Source organism: Xylophilus sp. GW821-FHT01B05 (assembly GCA_038961845.1).
GTDB lineage: Bacteria > Pseudomonadota > Gammaproteobacteria > Burkholderiales > Burkholderiaceae_C > Xylophilus.
Map to the genome: position 1 here is coordinate 4,300,242 of CP152408.1, position 14,733 is coordinate 4,314,974.

Consider the following 14,733-nt stretch of genomic DNA (forward strand, 5'->3'; position numbering starts at 1 on the left):
TGCAGTTACGGCCGCACCTTGATGTGCAGCGAAGCCATGTCGGTGCGATACAGCGCGTGGTAGTACTCCACCGGCTGCCCTGAGGCCGAATACGCGCAAGACTCAATGCCCAGCAGCGGCGTGTTGTGCGAGACCTCCAGCAGTTGCGCCTGCTCGGCGTCGGCGTTCACCGCCTCTATCCAGCGGTCAGCCTGGTGAAACACCAGCCCGTACTGGCGGCGCAGCACGTCGTAGAGCGAGCGCGCCTGCAGCGGCAACTGGTCCAGCCCCGGCACCAACTGCTCGGGGATGCTGATGGATACCAGCAGGCGCGGCACGCCCTCGACCACCATCACACGCGTGACCTCGACCACGCGCGACTCGATGCCCTCGCCCGGCGGCAGCCGCAGCAGTGCCTGGGCGCGCGGGCTGGGCACGGTGCTGCGCTGCTGCAGGATGCGGCGCGCCACGGCGCGGTTGTGCTCTATCAACTCGTCCGAGAAGCCAACCACCGAACCGACGAAATCCTGCGTCTCGCGCCGGCCGGCGACGAAGGCGCCCTTGCCCTGGCGCTTGTAGATCACGTGCTGGTAGACGAGCTGGTTCAGCGCCTCGCGCACCACCGTGCGCGACACGCCAAAGCGCTGGCACAGCTCGTTCTCTGAAGGCAGCGCGGCATGGGCCTGCAGAGCCTGGTCGCGGATCAGCGCCAGGATGGAATTCTTGACCTGCGACCAGAGCGGCTCGCGCCCGGCAATGGTTTGGATGGGGGCGGGATGAGGGTCGGTCATGGGGCAGGTTGCGTGGGGCTGTTGTCAATTTTTGCCGCATGGCGGGCCTGCAGCAGCGCGCTGGTCTGCTCTATTTCATGCTGGGCGCGCTCTGCCGGCCAGCCCAGCTCTGCCCCCAGGATGGTGGCCAACGCCTGGAGTGCGCGCAAGCTGCACTGGCCCTCGAACGCGGCCAGGCTGCGGCGCAGCACTACGTCGGCCAGATGGGTCACGCGCTCGTGGCGCGCCATGTGCACGATCTCGCCCACGCAGTAACGGGCCAGGCCGTCCACCGGGCCGGCACCCGCTGTTGCCATGGTCTGCAGCACCTGCGCCGCCGCTGTGCCGTAGCGCTCCCACAGGCGCCGCGCCAGTGCTTCGTCTACCGCGTGCTGCTGCGCCAGCGCGGTGATGGCCTGCTGTTGCAGCGCCGGGCTTGCGGGCCAGTCGCGCCCGCCACCTATGGGCAGCGCGGCGGTGTCGGTGCGGCGCGGGCGCTGCAGCCGGGCCAGCACCGCGTCCGCCATCTGGGCGGCGCAGACGCGGTAGGTGGTCCACTTGCCGCCGACCAGCGTCAGCACGTCAAAGCCACGGCCGGGCGCAGCGGGATAGTGGTGCAACTGGTGGTCGCGGCTGATCGCGCCGGCCACCTTGCCCTGGCTGCTGGGCAGCGGGCGCACGCCGGCGTACTGGAACACGATGTGCGCGCGTGATACATCCAGGCGCGGCATCAGCACGCGTAGCACGTCGAACAGGTAGTCGATCTCTGCCGGCGTGCATTGCTTGTCGTCGGGCTGCTCGCTGCGGATGTCGGTGGTGCCCAGCAGTACCAGGTCTTGTGCCAGCGGGTAGACCAGGCAGATGCGGTGGTCGGCGGTCTCGAAGTACACCATGCGCCCGGCCAGCTCGTGCCACAGCGCGGCGTGGCGCAGCACCAGGTGCGAGCCGCGCGTGCCGCCCATCAATTGCGCCTCTATGCCCAGGCAGCGGTTGGCTTGGTCGACCCAGGCGCCGGTGGCGTTGACCACCAGCCGTGGCCGCACGCGGTAGTGCTGCTGTGTCTCGGTGTCGCGCAGCAGCACGTCGCTGCCCTGGTGTGACTCCAGCGCCATGTAGGGCACGGCCATGGCGGCGGGGCAGTCATGCTCGGCGTCCATCAGCAGCTCCAGCGCCAGGCGTTCGGGATGCAGCAGGCGGGCGTCGTAGTACTCGGCGGCGCGCTGCACGTCGGCGGCCAGCGATGGCATGGCCGCGCGCATCTCGCGCGGGCCTACCAGCCGGTGGCGTGGCAGCACGGGCAGGTGGCGGCCAAACCAGTCGTACACCAGCAGGCCCAGCTTGGTCACCAGCGCACCCTTGGGGCCGGGCGTGGTGCTCCAGCGCAGGAAGCGGGCCGGCGCCTGCAGCAGGCCCGCCGTCCACTGCCGCAGCGGCACCCACACCGGTATCGGCCGCACCAGGTGCGGCGCGTTGCACAGCAGGCGGTTGCGCTCCTCGACCGATTCGCGCACCAGCGCGAACTCGCCCGTCTCCAGGTAGCGCAACCCGCCGTGGATCAGGCGCGAGGGCGCGGCGCTGGTGCCGCTGCAGAAGTCTTCCTGCTCCACCAGCAGGGCCGCCACGCCCTGCGCCGCCAGGTCGCGGTACAGGCCTATGCCGTTGATGCCGCCGCCAACGATCAGGACCTCGACCCCGGCGGATTGCTGCAACTGCCCGAGCAGGGCCGAACGCGTTCGCATTGTGTGCGCCTCCTGGTGAGCGATCACCAACTTGTTATTACATGAGTGCAAGCACCATGGATCATAGAAGCGCCCACCCACACCTGCCTTACAACGCAATTCATCAAGACTTAAGGCAAACCCTGCCTTGACGCTAGGAAACCAATCCATAGACTACAAACCGCAACACCCATCTTGTCATTACAAGATAAAAAATGGAGGGAGCACCATGACGGAGTACCTGCTTGGCCTGGACGCCGGCAGCACCATGACCAAGGTTGTGCTGTTCGACTGCAACGGCCGGGAAGTGGATGCAGAGCGGCGGCGCAACCCGATCCAGTTCCCACGCCCCGGGCACACCGAGCGGGACCCGGAGCGCATGTGGCACGACGCGGGCGACGCGATCCGGGTGCTGCTGGACCGCTGCGGCGTGGCGCCCTCGGCCATCGCCGGTGTCTCCACCTGCGGCTACGGCGCCGGCCTGTACCTGGTGAACGAGCGCGGCCGCGCGGTGCGCCCCGGCATCATGTCCACCGACGCCCGCGCGGCAGAGCTGATCGCCGGCTGGGAGCGCAGCGGCGTCTCGCCCGGCAGCGCCCTGCGGGTGCAGCAGCGGCACTGGACCGGCCAGCCCGCCGCGCTGATGGCCTGGCTGTCGCAGCACGAGCCGGCCGCTCTGCAAAAGACGCACCGGCTTGTGTTCTGCAAGGACTACCTGCGCGCCCAGTTGTGCGGCGACATCTCCACCGACCCGACCGACGCCGGCCTGGGTGCGCTGGTGGACGTGCCCACGCACGCCTACGACCCGGCCTTCTACGACGCGCTGGGCATACCCGAATGGCATGCCAAGCTGCCGCACGTAGGCGCCAGCACCGAGGTCGTCGGGCGCGTGTCGACAACGGCAGAGGCCGCCACCGGCTTGCTGGCGGGCACGCCGGTGGTGCGCGGCATCGTGGACGTGGTGGCCGCGGCCATCGCATCGGGCGTGGTCGAACCCTCGCAGCTGAGCGTGGTGGCCGGCACCTTCAGCATCAATTCCACCCTGCACGCCACGCCGCGCATAGACACGCTGCCGCTGCTGCAGGCGCCCTACCCGGTGGGCGGCTACTGCCTGGCGACCGAGGGCTCGCCCACCTCCGCCAGCAACTTCGAGTGGTACTGCAAAGCCGTGCTGGGCCCGGTGGTGGCCGCCGCGGCAGAGGACTCTGGCCGCACCATCTACGAGGTGCTGGGCGACCGGGTGCAAGCCGCCGCCATGCAGCGGCGCAACGACATCCTGTTCCTGCCCTTTCTCTTTGGCGGGCCGGGCGGCGCGCCGGCCGCGTTCATTGGCCTGCAGGCCGCGCACGACGGCACTGACGTGGTGCGCGCCATCTTCGAGGGCATTGCCTTCGCACATCGGCTGGACATCGAGCGGCTGCTGGGCGGCCGCGACCGCGCGCCGGTCACCAGCATCCGCCTGGCCGGCGGCGCGGCCCGCAGCCAACCCTGGTCGCAGATGTTCGCCGACGTGCTCGGCCTGCCGGTGGAGATCACCGAAGGCACCGAGCTGGGCGCGCGCGGCACGGCCATGAGCGCGGCCGTGGGCCTGGGCCTGCATGCCGACTGGGGCAGCGCGGTGCGCAACATGGTGCGCGTGGTGCGGCGCCTGGAACCACGGCCGGACTGGCAGGCGCTGTACGAGCGCAAGTACGCACGCTTCAAGCGCTACCTGCACGGCATGGCCGCGCTGCAGCAGCAAGACGACGCGGCCTGAGCCGCAGCCCCCCCAACAACACCCCACTCACCAAGGATTGCCCCATGGCCCACATCGGAGACTTCATCGCGCAGATGCTGATGCGCTACGGCGTCGAGTACGTCTTTGGCATGCCCGGCGGCCAGACCACCGCGCTGCACGACGGCATATCGCGGCTGTCGCCGCGCATCCAGCACATCCTTGTGCGCGACGAGCGCAGCGCGCCCTACGCGGCCGATGCCTATGCCCGCCTGACCGGCAAGCCCGGCGTCTGTGACGTCACCGTCGGCCCCGGCGCCACCAAGCTGCCGGATGGACTGGTGGAGGCGCTCAACGCCTCCATCCCCATGATCGCCATCGTCGGCGAGCTGCCGCTGGATTGGGTCACGCTGCGCCACAAGGGCGTGGCCTCGCAGGGCTTTGACCAGCAGGCCTTCTTCCAGACCATCACCAAGGCCACCTTCACCGTGCCCAGCGTGGCCGCGCTGCCGGATGTGATCCGCAGCGCGTTTCGCATCGCCACCTCGCCACGGCCGGGGCCGGTGGTCATCATCGTGCCGCACGACGTGATGGACGCGCCCTGGGACGAGACCACGCCGCCGGTGGTGGTGGACGAGCGCTGCATGCGCGCGCCCTCCATCCGCTACCAGCCGCCAGCGGCCGACCTGCAGCGCGCGGCCGACCTAATCGCGCGCGCGCGGCGCCCCGCCTTCATTGCCGGCGGCGGCGTGCACGGCGCCGACGCCACCCACACGCTGCTGCAGCTGTGCGACCAGTTGCAGCCGCTGCTGGTCACCAGCCTGTCGGGCAAGGGCGCGGTGCCGGAGACCCGGCCCTATGCCGCCGGCGTGCTGAACCCGCTGGGCTCGGCCGCCGCCATCGACCTGATCAAGCAGGCCGACCTGCTGGTCTGGTGCGGCAGCAAGGCCAGCCAGAACACCGCCATGAACTGGACCCTGCCGCTGCCCGGCCAGGCCACCATCACCATCGACGCCGACCCGACCGAGCACGGCCGCACCTTCGAGCCCGGCGTGGCCCTGTGCGGCGACCTGCGCGACACGCTGCAGGCCCTGGCGCTGCACCTGCGCGAGGCCGGCGCCGCGCCGCAGCCCGACTGGCTGGCCGCCATCGCCACGCGCAAGGCGGCGATGCAGCGCGCCCTGGACGCAGACATGGCCAGCGAAGACGTGCCTATCCTGCCCCAGCGCGTGATGCGCGGCGTGGCCGAGCGCCTGCAGCCGCACGACGTGGTGGTGAGCGACGCCAGTTGGTCGGCCGGCTGGATCGCCCAGTACATCCCGGCGCAGCGCAGCGGCCGCAACTTCATCTACGCGCGCGGCCAGGGCGGGCTGGGCTACTCGATACCGGCCTCGCTCGGCGCGGCGGTGGTGCAGCGCGCCAACAAGGGCAAGGTGGTCACGGTCGCGGGCGACGGCGGGCACTCGTTCTCGGTGGGCGAGCTGGCCACCCAGGCGCAGAACCGGCTGCGGATCGTCAACATCGTCATCAACAACGGCACCCTGGGCTGGCTGCAGATGTGGCAGGAGCTGTTCTTTGAGGACCTGCGCCAGTCGGTGGACCTGAGCTTTGGCAACAAGCCGGACTTTGCCGCCGCCGGCACCGCCATGGGCCTGCTGGGCCTGCGGGTGGCGCTGCCCGAAGAACTGGACGCGGCCCTGGACGCCGCCTTTGCCCATGACGGCCCCAGCCTGGTCGAGGTGCTGATAGACCCGCGCGCCACGCCCATCCACAGCTTCAAGCGCCGCCTGGACGACGCCCAGCGCAAGCCGGTGCGCCCGGGCACGGTGTACGAGTTGCGGGAATGGCAGCGGGCCGTAAGCCTGCCTGAGTGAACGCCCCCCGGGAGAGGCTGCGTAAAATCCAGGGCGAACCGACAGCGCGTCGCCGCCCGCGATCCGCTTCGAGCGGTTCAGCCCCTTTCCGGCAGCCGGCCTTGCGCGACGCACGCGGAAACCGCCTGCCGTTCCTCCGGAGCCCCCATGACCTATTGCGTCGCCATCAAGCTCAACGCCGGCCTTGTCTTTTTGTCCGACTCGCGCACCAACGCCGGCCTGGACCAGATCAGCACCTTTCGCAAAACCATCGTCTACGAGAAGCCGGGCGACCGCTGCATGGTGCTGCTGTCGGCTGGCAACCTGAGCATCTCGCAGTCGGTGCGCGAGATCCTGCAGGTCGAGCAGCTGAAAGAGACGGAAGACAGCGAGCCCATCACCATCTGGAACGCCAAGAGCATGTTCGATGCCGCGCGCGTGCTGGGCCAGGCGGTGCGCCACGTGTACGAGCGCGACGGCGAGGCGCTGCAGCATTCGGGCGTGGACTTTAATGTGTCGCTGATCCTGGGCGGGCAGATCCGCGGCGAGGGCATGCGCCTGTTCCAGGTCTATTCGGCCGGCAACTTCATCGAGGCCACGCCTGAGACGCAATACTTCCAGATCGGCGAATCCAAGTACGGCAAGCCGGTGCTCGACCGCGTGATCACGCCCGCCACGCCGCTGGACGAGGCCGCCAAGTGCGCACTGGTGTCCATGGATTCGACGCTCAAGTCCAACCTCTCGGTAGGCCTGCCGCTGGACCTGGTGGTGTACGAGGCCAATGCGCTGCGCACCGACAAGATCATCGCCATCGACAGCGACAACCCCTACTACCGCATGCTGCACAACAGCTGGGGGCAGAAGCTGCGCGAGGTGTTCGACAGCCTCGAAGACCCGGTCTGGGACGACGCCCACACCAACACCCCGCTCAACCTGCCCAACGGCCGCGTCAAGCCGCTGAAGAAGCTCACCAACCCGCACGAGAAGCTGATCTAGCGCGATGAGCGCACTGATCGTCTTCTCGCACGCCAACAGCTTTGCGGCCAGCACCTATGGCGTGCTGTTTCGCAGCCTGCGCTCACGCGGCTTCCAGGTGCGCGCACCAGAGAAGTTTGGCCACGACCCGGCCTACCCCGTCACCAGCAACTGGCCGCAGCTGGTGCGCCAGCTGCACAACTTTGCCGAAGACGCGGTGCGCGGCCACGAAGGCCCGCTCTACTACGTCGGCCATTCATTGGGCGGCTACCTGAGCCTGATGACCGCCTGCCGCCACCCACGGCCGGCGGGGCGTGCCATCGACGGCGTGCTGCTGATCGACTCGCCGGTGGTGAGCGGCTGGCGCGCCACTGCCGTGCAACTGGCCAAGAGCACTGGCGCGGTGGGTGCGCTCGGCCCGGGCTCGATCAGCCGCCGGCGGCGCCAGCACTGGGCCAGCCGCGCCGAGGCGCGCGCGCATTTCACCGGCAAGCCGCTGTTCGCGGCCTGGGAGCCCGCCGTGCTGGACGACTACCTGGCCCATGGCCTGCAAGACACGCCCGACGGCGGCTGCACCCTGGCCTTCGACCGCACGGTGGAAACCGCCATCTACAACACCTTGCCGCACAACCTGGACCGGCTGCTGCGCCGCCACCCACCGCCCTGCCCGGTGGGCTTTATCGGCGGCACGCGCTCGGCGGAAATGCGCCAGGTCGGCATCGCCATGACCCAACGCATCACCCAGGGCCGCATCGCCATGCTGGAGGGCAGCCACCTGTTCCCCATGGAGAAACCGCTGGAAACCGCCGCCGCCATCGAGGCCGCGCTGCGCAGTTTCTGACGGACAATGCGCGCCCGCTTGTATTCCCGTATTGCTTCTTGCCATGACGTCTTCCCACTCTGCCGCCCTTGACTCCGACCAGCCCGAGGATGGCGACGCAGTGGTGCAGGAAGCCACGCTGTGGCGCAGCAACGGCTGGACGGCGCGCGTCATCAAGAACGAAGACGACGACGGCTGGGCCGTCGCCATGACCCAGGACGGCCAGGCCGAGCCCGCGCTGGTCGGCCCCTGGACCATGGGCCGCGACAAGAAGAACCCCAAGCCGCTGGACACCGCCGCCTTCAACACCCTGGTCAAGACCGCCGCCGAGGTACTGCGCCGGCACGAGCAGCAACTGCACGCGCTGCTGCACAAGCAGATCGAGGTAGAGGTGGCCGCCCAGCGCATCCGCGTCACCTTGGACATCACGCCGGACGAAGACAACCCCAGCGCCGAGCTGGCCGCCTGGGACCTGGAAGGCAACGCATTGGGCCAGGCCAAGGCGCGGCCCAACTTCCAGTTGAACCGGGCCAGCGCCATTGCCTGGATAGAGGGCGGCTACGCCAGGCCGCGTTGACGGCATGCCGCGCAATAGCTATCAAATAGATAGCTATTAGCCCAGGCCAAACAAGGGCTAGAGGCCTTTTTTACCAAAAACTGCGCCGCCAGGCGCCTACTCTGCCCACACCACCAGCCCGCTGAAGGCCGTGGCCAGCACCACGATGCCAAACACGATGCGGTACCAGGCAAAGGGCACAAAGCTGTGGCTGGCGATGTAGCGCAGCAGCCAGCGCACGCAGATCCAGGCGCTGATGAAGGAAAACACCAGCCCCACGGCAAACAGCGGCAGATCGGCCATCGACAGCAGCGCGCGCTGCTTGTACAGGCTGTAGACGCCCGCGCCGATCAGTGTCGGGATCGCCAGAAAGAACGAGAAATCCGTGGCCGCCTTGCGCGACAGCCCCAGCAGCATGCCGCCGATGATGGTCGAGCCGCTGCGGCTGGTGCCCGGCACCAGCGCCAGGCACTGCGCCAGCCCGACCTTGAGCGCGTCCCAGGGCGTCATGTCCTCGACCGTGTGCACGCGCACCACCGATGGCGGGCGCTTCTCTGCCCACAGGATCACCAGCCCGCCCAGGATGAAGGTGCTGGCCACCACCACCGGGGTGAACAGGTGCGTCTGCACCGCCTTGCCAAACAACAGCCCCAGCACCACGGCCGGGCAAAAGCCGATCAGCACATTGAGCGCAAAGCGCTGCGCATTGCGCTGGCTGGGCAAAGCCACCAGCGTGTCGCGGATCTTCTGCCAATAGACCAGGATCACGGCAAAGATCGCGCCGGTCTGGATGGCGATGTCGAAGACCTTGGCCTTCTCATCGTCGAAGCCCAGCAGTGCGCCGGCCAGGATCAGGTGCCCGGTCGAGGAAATGGGCAGAAATTCGGTGAGGCCTTCGACGACCCCCATGACGGCGGCCTTGGCCAGCAGAACGGTATCCAAGCAGGTGCTCCTAGAACAGCGGGCGATTATCGCCAGCGCAGCGGCCGGTTGGGCCGCCGTTGGCGACGCTTTCAACCCGTTTCACTCCGCCTGGAGCGCACTTCGTCGCAAGGGCGTGGCGCCCTGCGGGCGGCGCGGCGACAGTGCGCTCCAAAGTCCAAGGAATCCGCCATGCCCAGCCTGCTCCAGATCATCCACAACACCCCGACCTGGGTCTTTGGCCTGCTCCTGCTGCTGGCCTGGCTGGGCGGCAAGCAGTTGCGCCCGACCCGCGTGAGCCTGGCGCGCACCGCCGTGCTGCCGGTAGCCATGGCCGGCCTGTCGCTCTATGGCGTGGCCTCGGGCTTTGCGGCACAACCCTGGGCGCTGGCAGCCTGGGGCCTGGCGGCCGCGGCGCTGCTGGCTCTGCTGCTGCGCCGGCCGCCGCCGGCAGGCGTGGCCTATGACCCGGCCTCGCGCAGCTTCGCCCTGCCGGGCAGCGCCATGCCGCTGGCCCTGATGATGGGCATCTTCTTTACCAAGTACGGCGTGGGCGTGGCCCTGGCCATGCACCCGGCACTGGCCCACGAACCGGTCTTTGCGCTGCCGGTGTGCACGCTGTACGGCGCCTTCAGCGGCGTGTTCGCCGGCCGCGCCTTGCGCCTGTGGCGCCTGGCCCTGCGCCAGGATGCTGCATCCGGCAACCTGCCCACGGCCGGCGCATGAAGGGCGACCGACCCATGCAGGCCCGCCGCAATGCACGGAGAATCCGCCCATGAGCATTCTTCTGGTGATCCTCAAGGTCTCGGTCGTGGTGGTACTGGCCGCCTCGCTCATCGAGGCACTGGTGCTGTCGTGGCGGCATGCGCGGCACGGCGCCGCGGCCTACGACTGGAAGGCCTCCGCTGTCTCGGTGTTTGACTTTCTGGTGCGCGAATACCCGCTGCGCTGGCTGCTGCCGCTGGCCTTCTGGGTCGGCGCTATGGACTGGTTCTATGCGCACCGCCTCTGGACCTTGCCGATGAACCACTGGAGCGGCTGGGTGGCCTGCTTCCTCGCCCAGGAGTTTTGCTATTACTGGTACCACCGCGCAGCGCACCGGGTGCGCTGGTTCTGGTGTACGCATGCCATCCACCATTCGCCCAACCAGCTCAACCTGTCGGCCGCCTACCGCTTTGGCTGGACTGGCCGGATCACCGGCACGCTGGCCTTCTTCACGCTGGCGCCGCTGCTGGGCATGCCGCCGCAGGTGATCCTGCTGATGCTCTCGCTCAATCTGCTGTACCAGTTCTGGGTGCATGCCACCTGGATTCCGCGCCTGGGGCCGCTGGAATGGGTGCTGAACACGCCATCGGCGCACCGCGTGCACCATGCGTCGAACCTGGAGTACCTGGACGGCAACTACGGCGGCGTGCTGATCGTGTTCGACCGCCTGTTCGGCACCTACATCGCCGAGCGCGCCGACCTGCCCTGCCGCTACGGCCTGGTGCAGCCGCTGCGCGGCTACAACCTGCTGCGCATCGAGTTCGGCCAATGGCAGGCGCTGTGGCGCGACCTGCGCTCGGCCCGCTCGCTGCGCGTGGCGCTTGGCTACCTGCTGGGGCCACCCGGCTGGCAACCCGATGGCCAGGGCCAAACCACCGAGGCCTTGCGCGCACGCATGCCGCGAATTCCCCCGCCATGAGCGCGCCGCTGTCCCCCGACGAAATCGAACGCATTGCCCGCAAGCGCGCAGGCGCCAAGCTTGGCTGGTACATCCACGCCACGGTCTATGTGCTGGTCAACGCCGGGCTGTTTGTGCTGTCGCAAAGCGTGGGCCACCAGCGGCGCTGGTCGATCTACCCGGCGCTGGGCTGGGGCGTGGGGCTGCTGTGCCATGGCGCATCGGTGTGGGTGCTGGGCTCTGGCAGCGCGCTGCGCGAACGCATGGTGGAGCGCGAACGCGAGCGCTTGCGGCAGCAGCAGCGCTAAGCGCATTTCACTCCCGCAAAGCGGCGTTTCGTCGCAAGGCGCTGGCCCCGCAAAGGCGGCACTGGAACAGTGATGGCACCCATCACTACCCGCCACCGCCATGCAGCTCACTCCCCTCATCGCCGTCCACATGACGGCCGCGCTTGGCGCGCTGGTCATTGGCCCCGCCACCTTGTGGGCGCGCCTGGGGCGCAGCCAGCGCCCGCGCCTGCACCGCTCGCTCGGCTATGCCTGGGTTGTGCTGATGCTGGTCACCGCCCTCACGGCCATCTTCATCCGCGACTTCAAACTGCCCAACCTGGCGGGCTTCACGCCCATTCATCTGCTGGTGCCGGTGGTGCTGGTGAGCCTGTTTGGCGCCTTCCGCGCGCTGCGGCAGCGCAACATCGCGCGGCACCGCCGGATCATGCAGTGGCTGTACGTGATCGGCTGCCTGGTGGCCGGGGCCTTCACCCTGCTGCCCAATCGCTACCTGGGCCACAAGCTGTGGATCGAATGGCTAGGCCTGCCGCTGCCGGCACTGGCGCAAACGCCGCGCTGGGCGTTTGCCGTGCTGGCGGTGCTGTTGGTGGCGGCCCTCTGGCAGATGCTGGCAACGCAGCCAACGCTGCTGCGCAGCATGCTCTTGCCGCTGGCGCTGGCGGCGCTTTCGCTGCATGCCGCGCTGTCGGGCTTTGGCCAGCACGCCCTGGCCTGGGCCGGCTGGGCCACGGGCGCCTTCCTGCTGGTCACCCTGCTGCGGCTGCAGGCGCGCGAGGGGGCTCGCTACGACGCACGCGCACGCCGCTTCACGCTGCCCGGCAGCGCCGTGCCGCTGGCGCTGCTGCTGGGCATTGCCGGCACGCGCTACGCGCTCGCCATGGCGACCACGGCCTATCCCGGGCTGTCAGACCTGCCGTCTTTCGCCGCCAGCGTTGGCACGCTGTACGGCGCGCTGGGCGGGGCGGCCATGGCGCATGCCCTGCCGCTGTGGCGCCTGGCGCAGCGCTCGCACGCCGAACGCGCCGGCACGGGCTTTCTCCCGCAGAATCTGCAGCCATGACACCGCACCTCTCCCCTGACGAGATAGAGCAACTGGCCAGCCGGCGCGCCGGTGCCAAGCTGGGCTGGTTCGTCCACGCCGCGATCTATGTGCTGGTGAACCTGACGTTCTTCCTGCTGTCGCTGGACAGCGGCCGGCACCGCTGGTCGTTCGCCCCCGCCCTGGGCTGGGGCTTCGGGCTGCTGCTGCACGGCTTGTCGGTCTGGGTACTGGGGCAGGGCAGCGGCCTGCGCGAGCGCCTGGTGCAGCGCGAGCGCGAACGCCTGCTGCAGCAGCAGGACAGGCGCTAGGCCATGCGCTTCGACGGCCTGGTCCTGCTGCGCCACTACCTGCAGGTGCTGGCCTTCTGCCTGGCGATTTCGGCGCTGCAGTATTTCTTCCTGCCTTCGGGCGCCTACGCGAACTCGCTGGTCTACTCGGTCTGCATTGGCACGGCCACCTGGTTCGTCATCGAGTTCGGCCGCTACCTCGTCGATCCGCGCTCCAGCACCGGCTGGCCACGCGGGTGGCGCGGGCTGGCGCTGACGGCGTTTGGCATTGCCGTGGGCTATGCCATTGGCGTCACTGCGGCCGACACCTGGTTTGGCCGCTCCAGTTGGCGTGACATGAGTGCGCGCGACATGCGCACCTCCTGGCTCATCACACTGGTGGCCGGCACGGTCATCAGCTACTTCTTTTATTCGCGCGGCCACAACGCCGAGCTGGCGCGCCGCGCCGACCAGGCCCGGCGCGAAGCCAACGAGGCCCGGCTCAAGCTGCTGGAGGTGCAGCTGGAGCCGCACATGCTGTTCAACACCCTGGCCAACCTACGCATGCTGATCGCCACCGACGCACCGCGCGCCGAGGCCATGCTGGACCACCTGATCGCCTACCTGCGCGCCACGCTGGGCGGCTCGCGCGTGGCCTGGCACCCGCTGGCCGACGAGTTCGCGCGGCTGGACGACTACCTGGCGCTGATGGCCGTGCGCATGGGCGAGCGCCTGCACTACACGCTGGAGCTGCCCGCCGCGCTGCGCGAGGTGCCGGTGCCGCCGCTGCTGCTGCAGCCGCTGGTAGAGAACAGCATCCGCCACGGGCTGGAGCCGCAGGTCGATGGCGGGCAGGTCCACGTCACCGTCATGGTGCAGGGCGCAGGCGCCCAGGCCCGCGTGGTGATCGAGGTGCGCGACACCGGCGTGGGCCTAGCGCCCGACGCACTGGCCGCCGCCACGCGCGGCAGCGGCTTTGGCACCGGCCAGGTGCAGGAACGCCTGCTGACCGCCTACGGCGCCAGCTCAACTATCGAATTGATAGCTGGAAGCCCAGGTGGCACCTTGGCTAGAGTGCAATTTCCCTTGAAAACCCCGCAAACACCCGCCGCATGAGCCCGCCCACCGCCCTGATCGCCGAAGACGAGCCGCTGCTGGCCCAGGCCCTGGCCACCGAACTGGCCCGCGCCTGGCCCGCACTGCAGTTGCTGCCCACCGTGGGCGACGGCGCCAGCGCCGTGCGCGAAGCGCTGGCGCAGCGGCCTGATGTGCTGTTTCTGGACATCCGCATGCCCGGCATGGACGGCCTGGCCGCCGCCGCCGCGCTGGCCGAGGACTGGCCCGCCGGCGCGCCCTTCCCTGCCCTGGTGTTTGCCACCGCCTATGACCAGTACGCCGTGCAAGCGTTTGAAGCGCAGGCCGTCGACTACCTGCTCAAGCCCGTGCAGCCCGCCCGCCTGCAAAAAACCGTGGAGCGCGTGCAGGCCGCGCTGGCCCGCCGCAGCCCCGCCACCGACAGCACCTTCGAGCAACTGCGCAGCCTGCTCAACGCCCTGCCCGGCAGCGCCGCAAGCCACACCACGGCGGCCACCCCCTTGCGCCTGATCCCCGCCAGCGAAGCCGGCAGCAACGGCGCCGTGGTGCGCATGGTGCCCATCGCCGAAGTCCTGGCCTTCGAGGCCGCCGACAAGTACCTGCGCGTGCTCACCACCGGCCGCGAATACCTGATCCGCACCCCGCTCAAAGAGCTGCTGCCGCAGCTCGACATGCAGCAGTTCTGGCAAATACACCGCGGCACCGTGGTGCGCGCCGACGCGGTAGAGACGGTAGAGCGCGACGAGTCCGGCCGGCTGCTGCTGCGCCTGCGCGGCCTGGCTGAGCGCTTTGGCGTGAGCCGGCTGTACGCGCATTTGTTTCGGGCGCTGTAGGCAAAACACCGCCAGAAAAAGCGAAGGCCGCGTATAGCGGCCTTCCATTGGCTGCATCTTGAATGCTTGTTGGCGTTCAGAGCGCATTTCCCAATCGTCTTGGTGTTTGGGGCATGCAGCACATTGGTCGAGATGGGTGGCCGGGACGAAGGATCCCATTGCATAAAGCCTCACAAGCCAAGGCTGAAAACCGAACTTGGGTATGTTTTTTTATAGGTTGTACGACATACCAAGCGAG

15 protein-coding genes are annotated in these 14,733 nt (G+C 68.9%); 12 read left to right on the plus strand and 3 right to left on the minus strand.

What is annotated here, in order from left to right; translation table 11 throughout:
- Positions 1–5 precede the first annotated feature (5 nt).
- A complete protein-coding gene (locus AAFF27_20025; protein XAH22286.1) occupies positions 6–770 on the minus strand; it encodes a GntR family transcriptional regulator in 765 nt (254 codons plus the stop codon).
- Positions 767–2,488 (minus strand): glycerol-3-phosphate dehydrogenase/oxidase, encoded by a 1,722-nt coding sequence (locus AAFF27_20030; GenBank protein ID XAH22287.1) that lies wholly within the window; start codon positions 2,486–2,488, stop codon positions 767–769. Before AAFF27_20030 ends, AAFF27_20025 begins: the two co-directional genes overlap by 4 nt.
- A 208-nt stretch (positions 2,489–2,696) precedes the next feature.
- Between AAFF27_20030 and AAFF27_20035 the strand changes: the two genes are divergently transcribed.
- The 5 genes from AAFF27_20035 (at position 2,697) to AAFF27_20055 (ending at position 8,406) form a co-directional block, all read left to right on the plus strand.
- Entirely contained in the window at positions 2,697–4,223 is a 1,527-nt protein-coding gene (locus tag AAFF27_20035) for an FGGY-family carbohydrate kinase (GenBank protein XAH22288.1), read from the plus strand.
- Between the two features lie 44 nt (positions 4,224–4,267).
- A complete protein-coding gene (locus tag AAFF27_20040; GenBank protein ID XAH22289.1) occupies positions 4,268–6,055 on the plus strand; it encodes a thiamine pyrophosphate-binding protein in 1,788 nt (595 codons plus the stop codon).
- Positions 6,056–6,202: 147 nt separating this feature from the next.
- The gene (locus AAFF27_20045) at positions 6,203–7,030 is read left to right on the plus strand and encodes a proteasome-type protease (GenBank protein ID XAH22290.1); all 828 of its coding nucleotides are present in this window, start codon (positions 6,203–6,205) and stop codon (positions 7,028–7,030) included.
- Positions 7,031–7,034: 4 nt separating this feature from the next.
- A complete protein-coding gene (locus AAFF27_20050) occupies positions 7,035–7,850 on the plus strand; it encodes an alpha/beta hydrolase (protein ID XAH22291.1) in 816 nt (271 codons plus the stop codon).
- A gap of 43 nt (positions 7,851–7,893) precedes the next feature.
- Complete coding sequence (locus tag AAFF27_20055; protein ID XAH22292.1) at positions 7,894–8,406, plus strand: hypothetical protein; 513 nt, start codon at positions 7,894–7,896, stop codon at positions 8,404–8,406.
- A gap of 96 nt (positions 8,407–8,502) precedes the next feature.
- Here the strand turns inward: AAFF27_20055 and AAFF27_20060 are convergent, their stop codons facing one another.
- On the minus strand, positions 8,503–9,327 hold the full coding sequence (locus AAFF27_20060) for an undecaprenyl-diphosphate phosphatase (protein ID XAH22293.1): 825 nt from the start codon (positions 9,325–9,327) through the stop codon (positions 8,503–8,505).
- 171 nt (positions 9,328–9,498) lie between these two features.
- Between AAFF27_20060 and AAFF27_20065 the strand changes: the two genes are divergently transcribed.
- The 7 genes from AAFF27_20065 to AAFF27_20095 all read left to right on the plus strand — a co-directional run bounded on the left by AAFF27_20065 (position 9,499) and on the right by AAFF27_20095 (position 14,495).
- Positions 9,499–10,032: a DUF6622 family protein gene (locus tag AAFF27_20065; GenBank protein XAH22294.1), complete on the plus strand. Its 534-nt coding sequence runs from the start codon at positions 9,499–9,501 to the stop codon at positions 10,030–10,032.
- A 49-nt stretch (positions 10,033–10,081) separates the two neighbouring features.
- Entirely contained in the window at positions 10,082–10,990 is a 909-nt protein-coding gene (locus AAFF27_20070) for a sterol desaturase family protein (protein ID XAH22295.1), read from the plus strand.
- The gene (locus AAFF27_20075) at positions 10,987–11,277 is read left to right on the plus strand and encodes a 2TM domain-containing protein (GenBank protein ID XAH22296.1); all 291 of its coding nucleotides are present in this window, start codon (positions 10,987–10,989) and stop codon (positions 11,275–11,277) included. Before AAFF27_20070 ends, AAFF27_20075 begins: the two co-directional genes overlap by 4 nt.
- A gap of 100 nt (positions 11,278–11,377) precedes the next feature.
- Positions 11,378–12,319 (plus strand): DUF6622 family protein, encoded by a 942-nt coding sequence (locus AAFF27_20080; GenBank protein ID XAH22297.1) that lies wholly within the window; start codon positions 11,378–11,380, stop codon positions 12,317–12,319.
- On the plus strand, positions 12,316–12,609 hold the full coding sequence (locus AAFF27_20085) for a 2TM domain-containing protein (protein ID XAH22298.1): 294 nt from the start codon (positions 12,316–12,318) through the stop codon (positions 12,607–12,609). Before AAFF27_20080 ends, AAFF27_20085 begins: the two co-directional genes overlap by 4 nt.
- A gap of 3 nt (positions 12,610–12,612) precedes the next feature.
- A complete protein-coding gene (locus AAFF27_20090) occupies positions 12,613–13,683 on the plus strand; it encodes a histidine kinase (protein ID XAH22299.1) in 1,071 nt (356 codons plus the stop codon).
- Positions 13,680–14,495, plus strand: a complete 816-nt coding sequence (locus AAFF27_20095) for a LytTR family DNA-binding domain-containing protein (protein XAH22300.1) — start codon at positions 13,680–13,682, stop codon at positions 14,493–14,495. Before AAFF27_20090 ends, AAFF27_20095 begins: the two co-directional genes overlap by 4 nt.
- Positions 14,496–14,733: the final 238 nt, after the last annotated feature.

Bases quoted from the DNA above. Each gene is read 5' to 3' on its own strand.
- AAFF27_20025 (XAH22286.1), bottom strand. From the start codon at position 770: ATGACCGACCCTCATCCCGCCCCCATCCAAACCATTGCCGGGCGCGAG.
- AAFF27_20030 (XAH22287.1), bottom strand. From the start codon at position 2,488: ATGCGAACGCGTTCGGCCCTGCTCGGGCAGTTGCAGCAATCCGCCGGG.
- AAFF27_20035 (XAH22288.1), top strand. From the start codon at position 2,697: ATGACGGAGTACCTGCTTGGCCTGGACGCCGGCAGCACCATGACCAAG.
- AAFF27_20040 (XAH22289.1), top strand. From the start codon at position 4,268: ATGGCCCACATCGGAGACTTCATCGCGCAGATGCTGATGCGCTACGGC.
- AAFF27_20045 (XAH22290.1), top strand. From the start codon at position 6,203: ATGACCTATTGCGTCGCCATCAAGCTCAACGCCGGCCTTGTCTTTTTG.
- AAFF27_20050 (XAH22291.1), top strand. From the start codon at position 7,035: ATGAGCGCACTGATCGTCTTCTCGCACGCCAACAGCTTTGCGGCCAGC.
- AAFF27_20055 (XAH22292.1), top strand. From the start codon at position 7,894: ATGACGTCTTCCCACTCTGCCGCCCTTGACTCCGACCAGCCCGAGGAT.
- AAFF27_20065 (XAH22294.1), top strand. From the start codon at position 9,499: ATGCCCAGCCTGCTCCAGATCATCCACAACACCCCGACCTGGGTCTTT.
- AAFF27_20070 (XAH22295.1), top strand. From the start codon at position 10,082: ATGAGCATTCTTCTGGTGATCCTCAAGGTCTCGGTCGTGGTGGTACTG.
- AAFF27_20075 (XAH22296.1), top strand. From the start codon at position 10,987: ATGAGCGCGCCGCTGTCCCCCGACGAAATCGAACGCATTGCCCGCAAG.
- AAFF27_20080 (XAH22297.1), top strand. From the start codon at position 11,378: ATGCAGCTCACTCCCCTCATCGCCGTCCACATGACGGCCGCGCTTGGC.
- AAFF27_20085 (XAH22298.1), top strand. From the start codon at position 12,316: ATGACACCGCACCTCTCCCCTGACGAGATAGAGCAACTGGCCAGCCGG.
- AAFF27_20090 (XAH22299.1), top strand. From the start codon at position 12,613: ATGCGCTTCGACGGCCTGGTCCTGCTGCGCCACTACCTGCAGGTGCTG.
- AAFF27_20095 (XAH22300.1), top strand. From the start codon at position 13,680: ATGAGCCCGCCCACCGCCCTGATCGCCGAAGACGAGCCGCTGCTGGCC.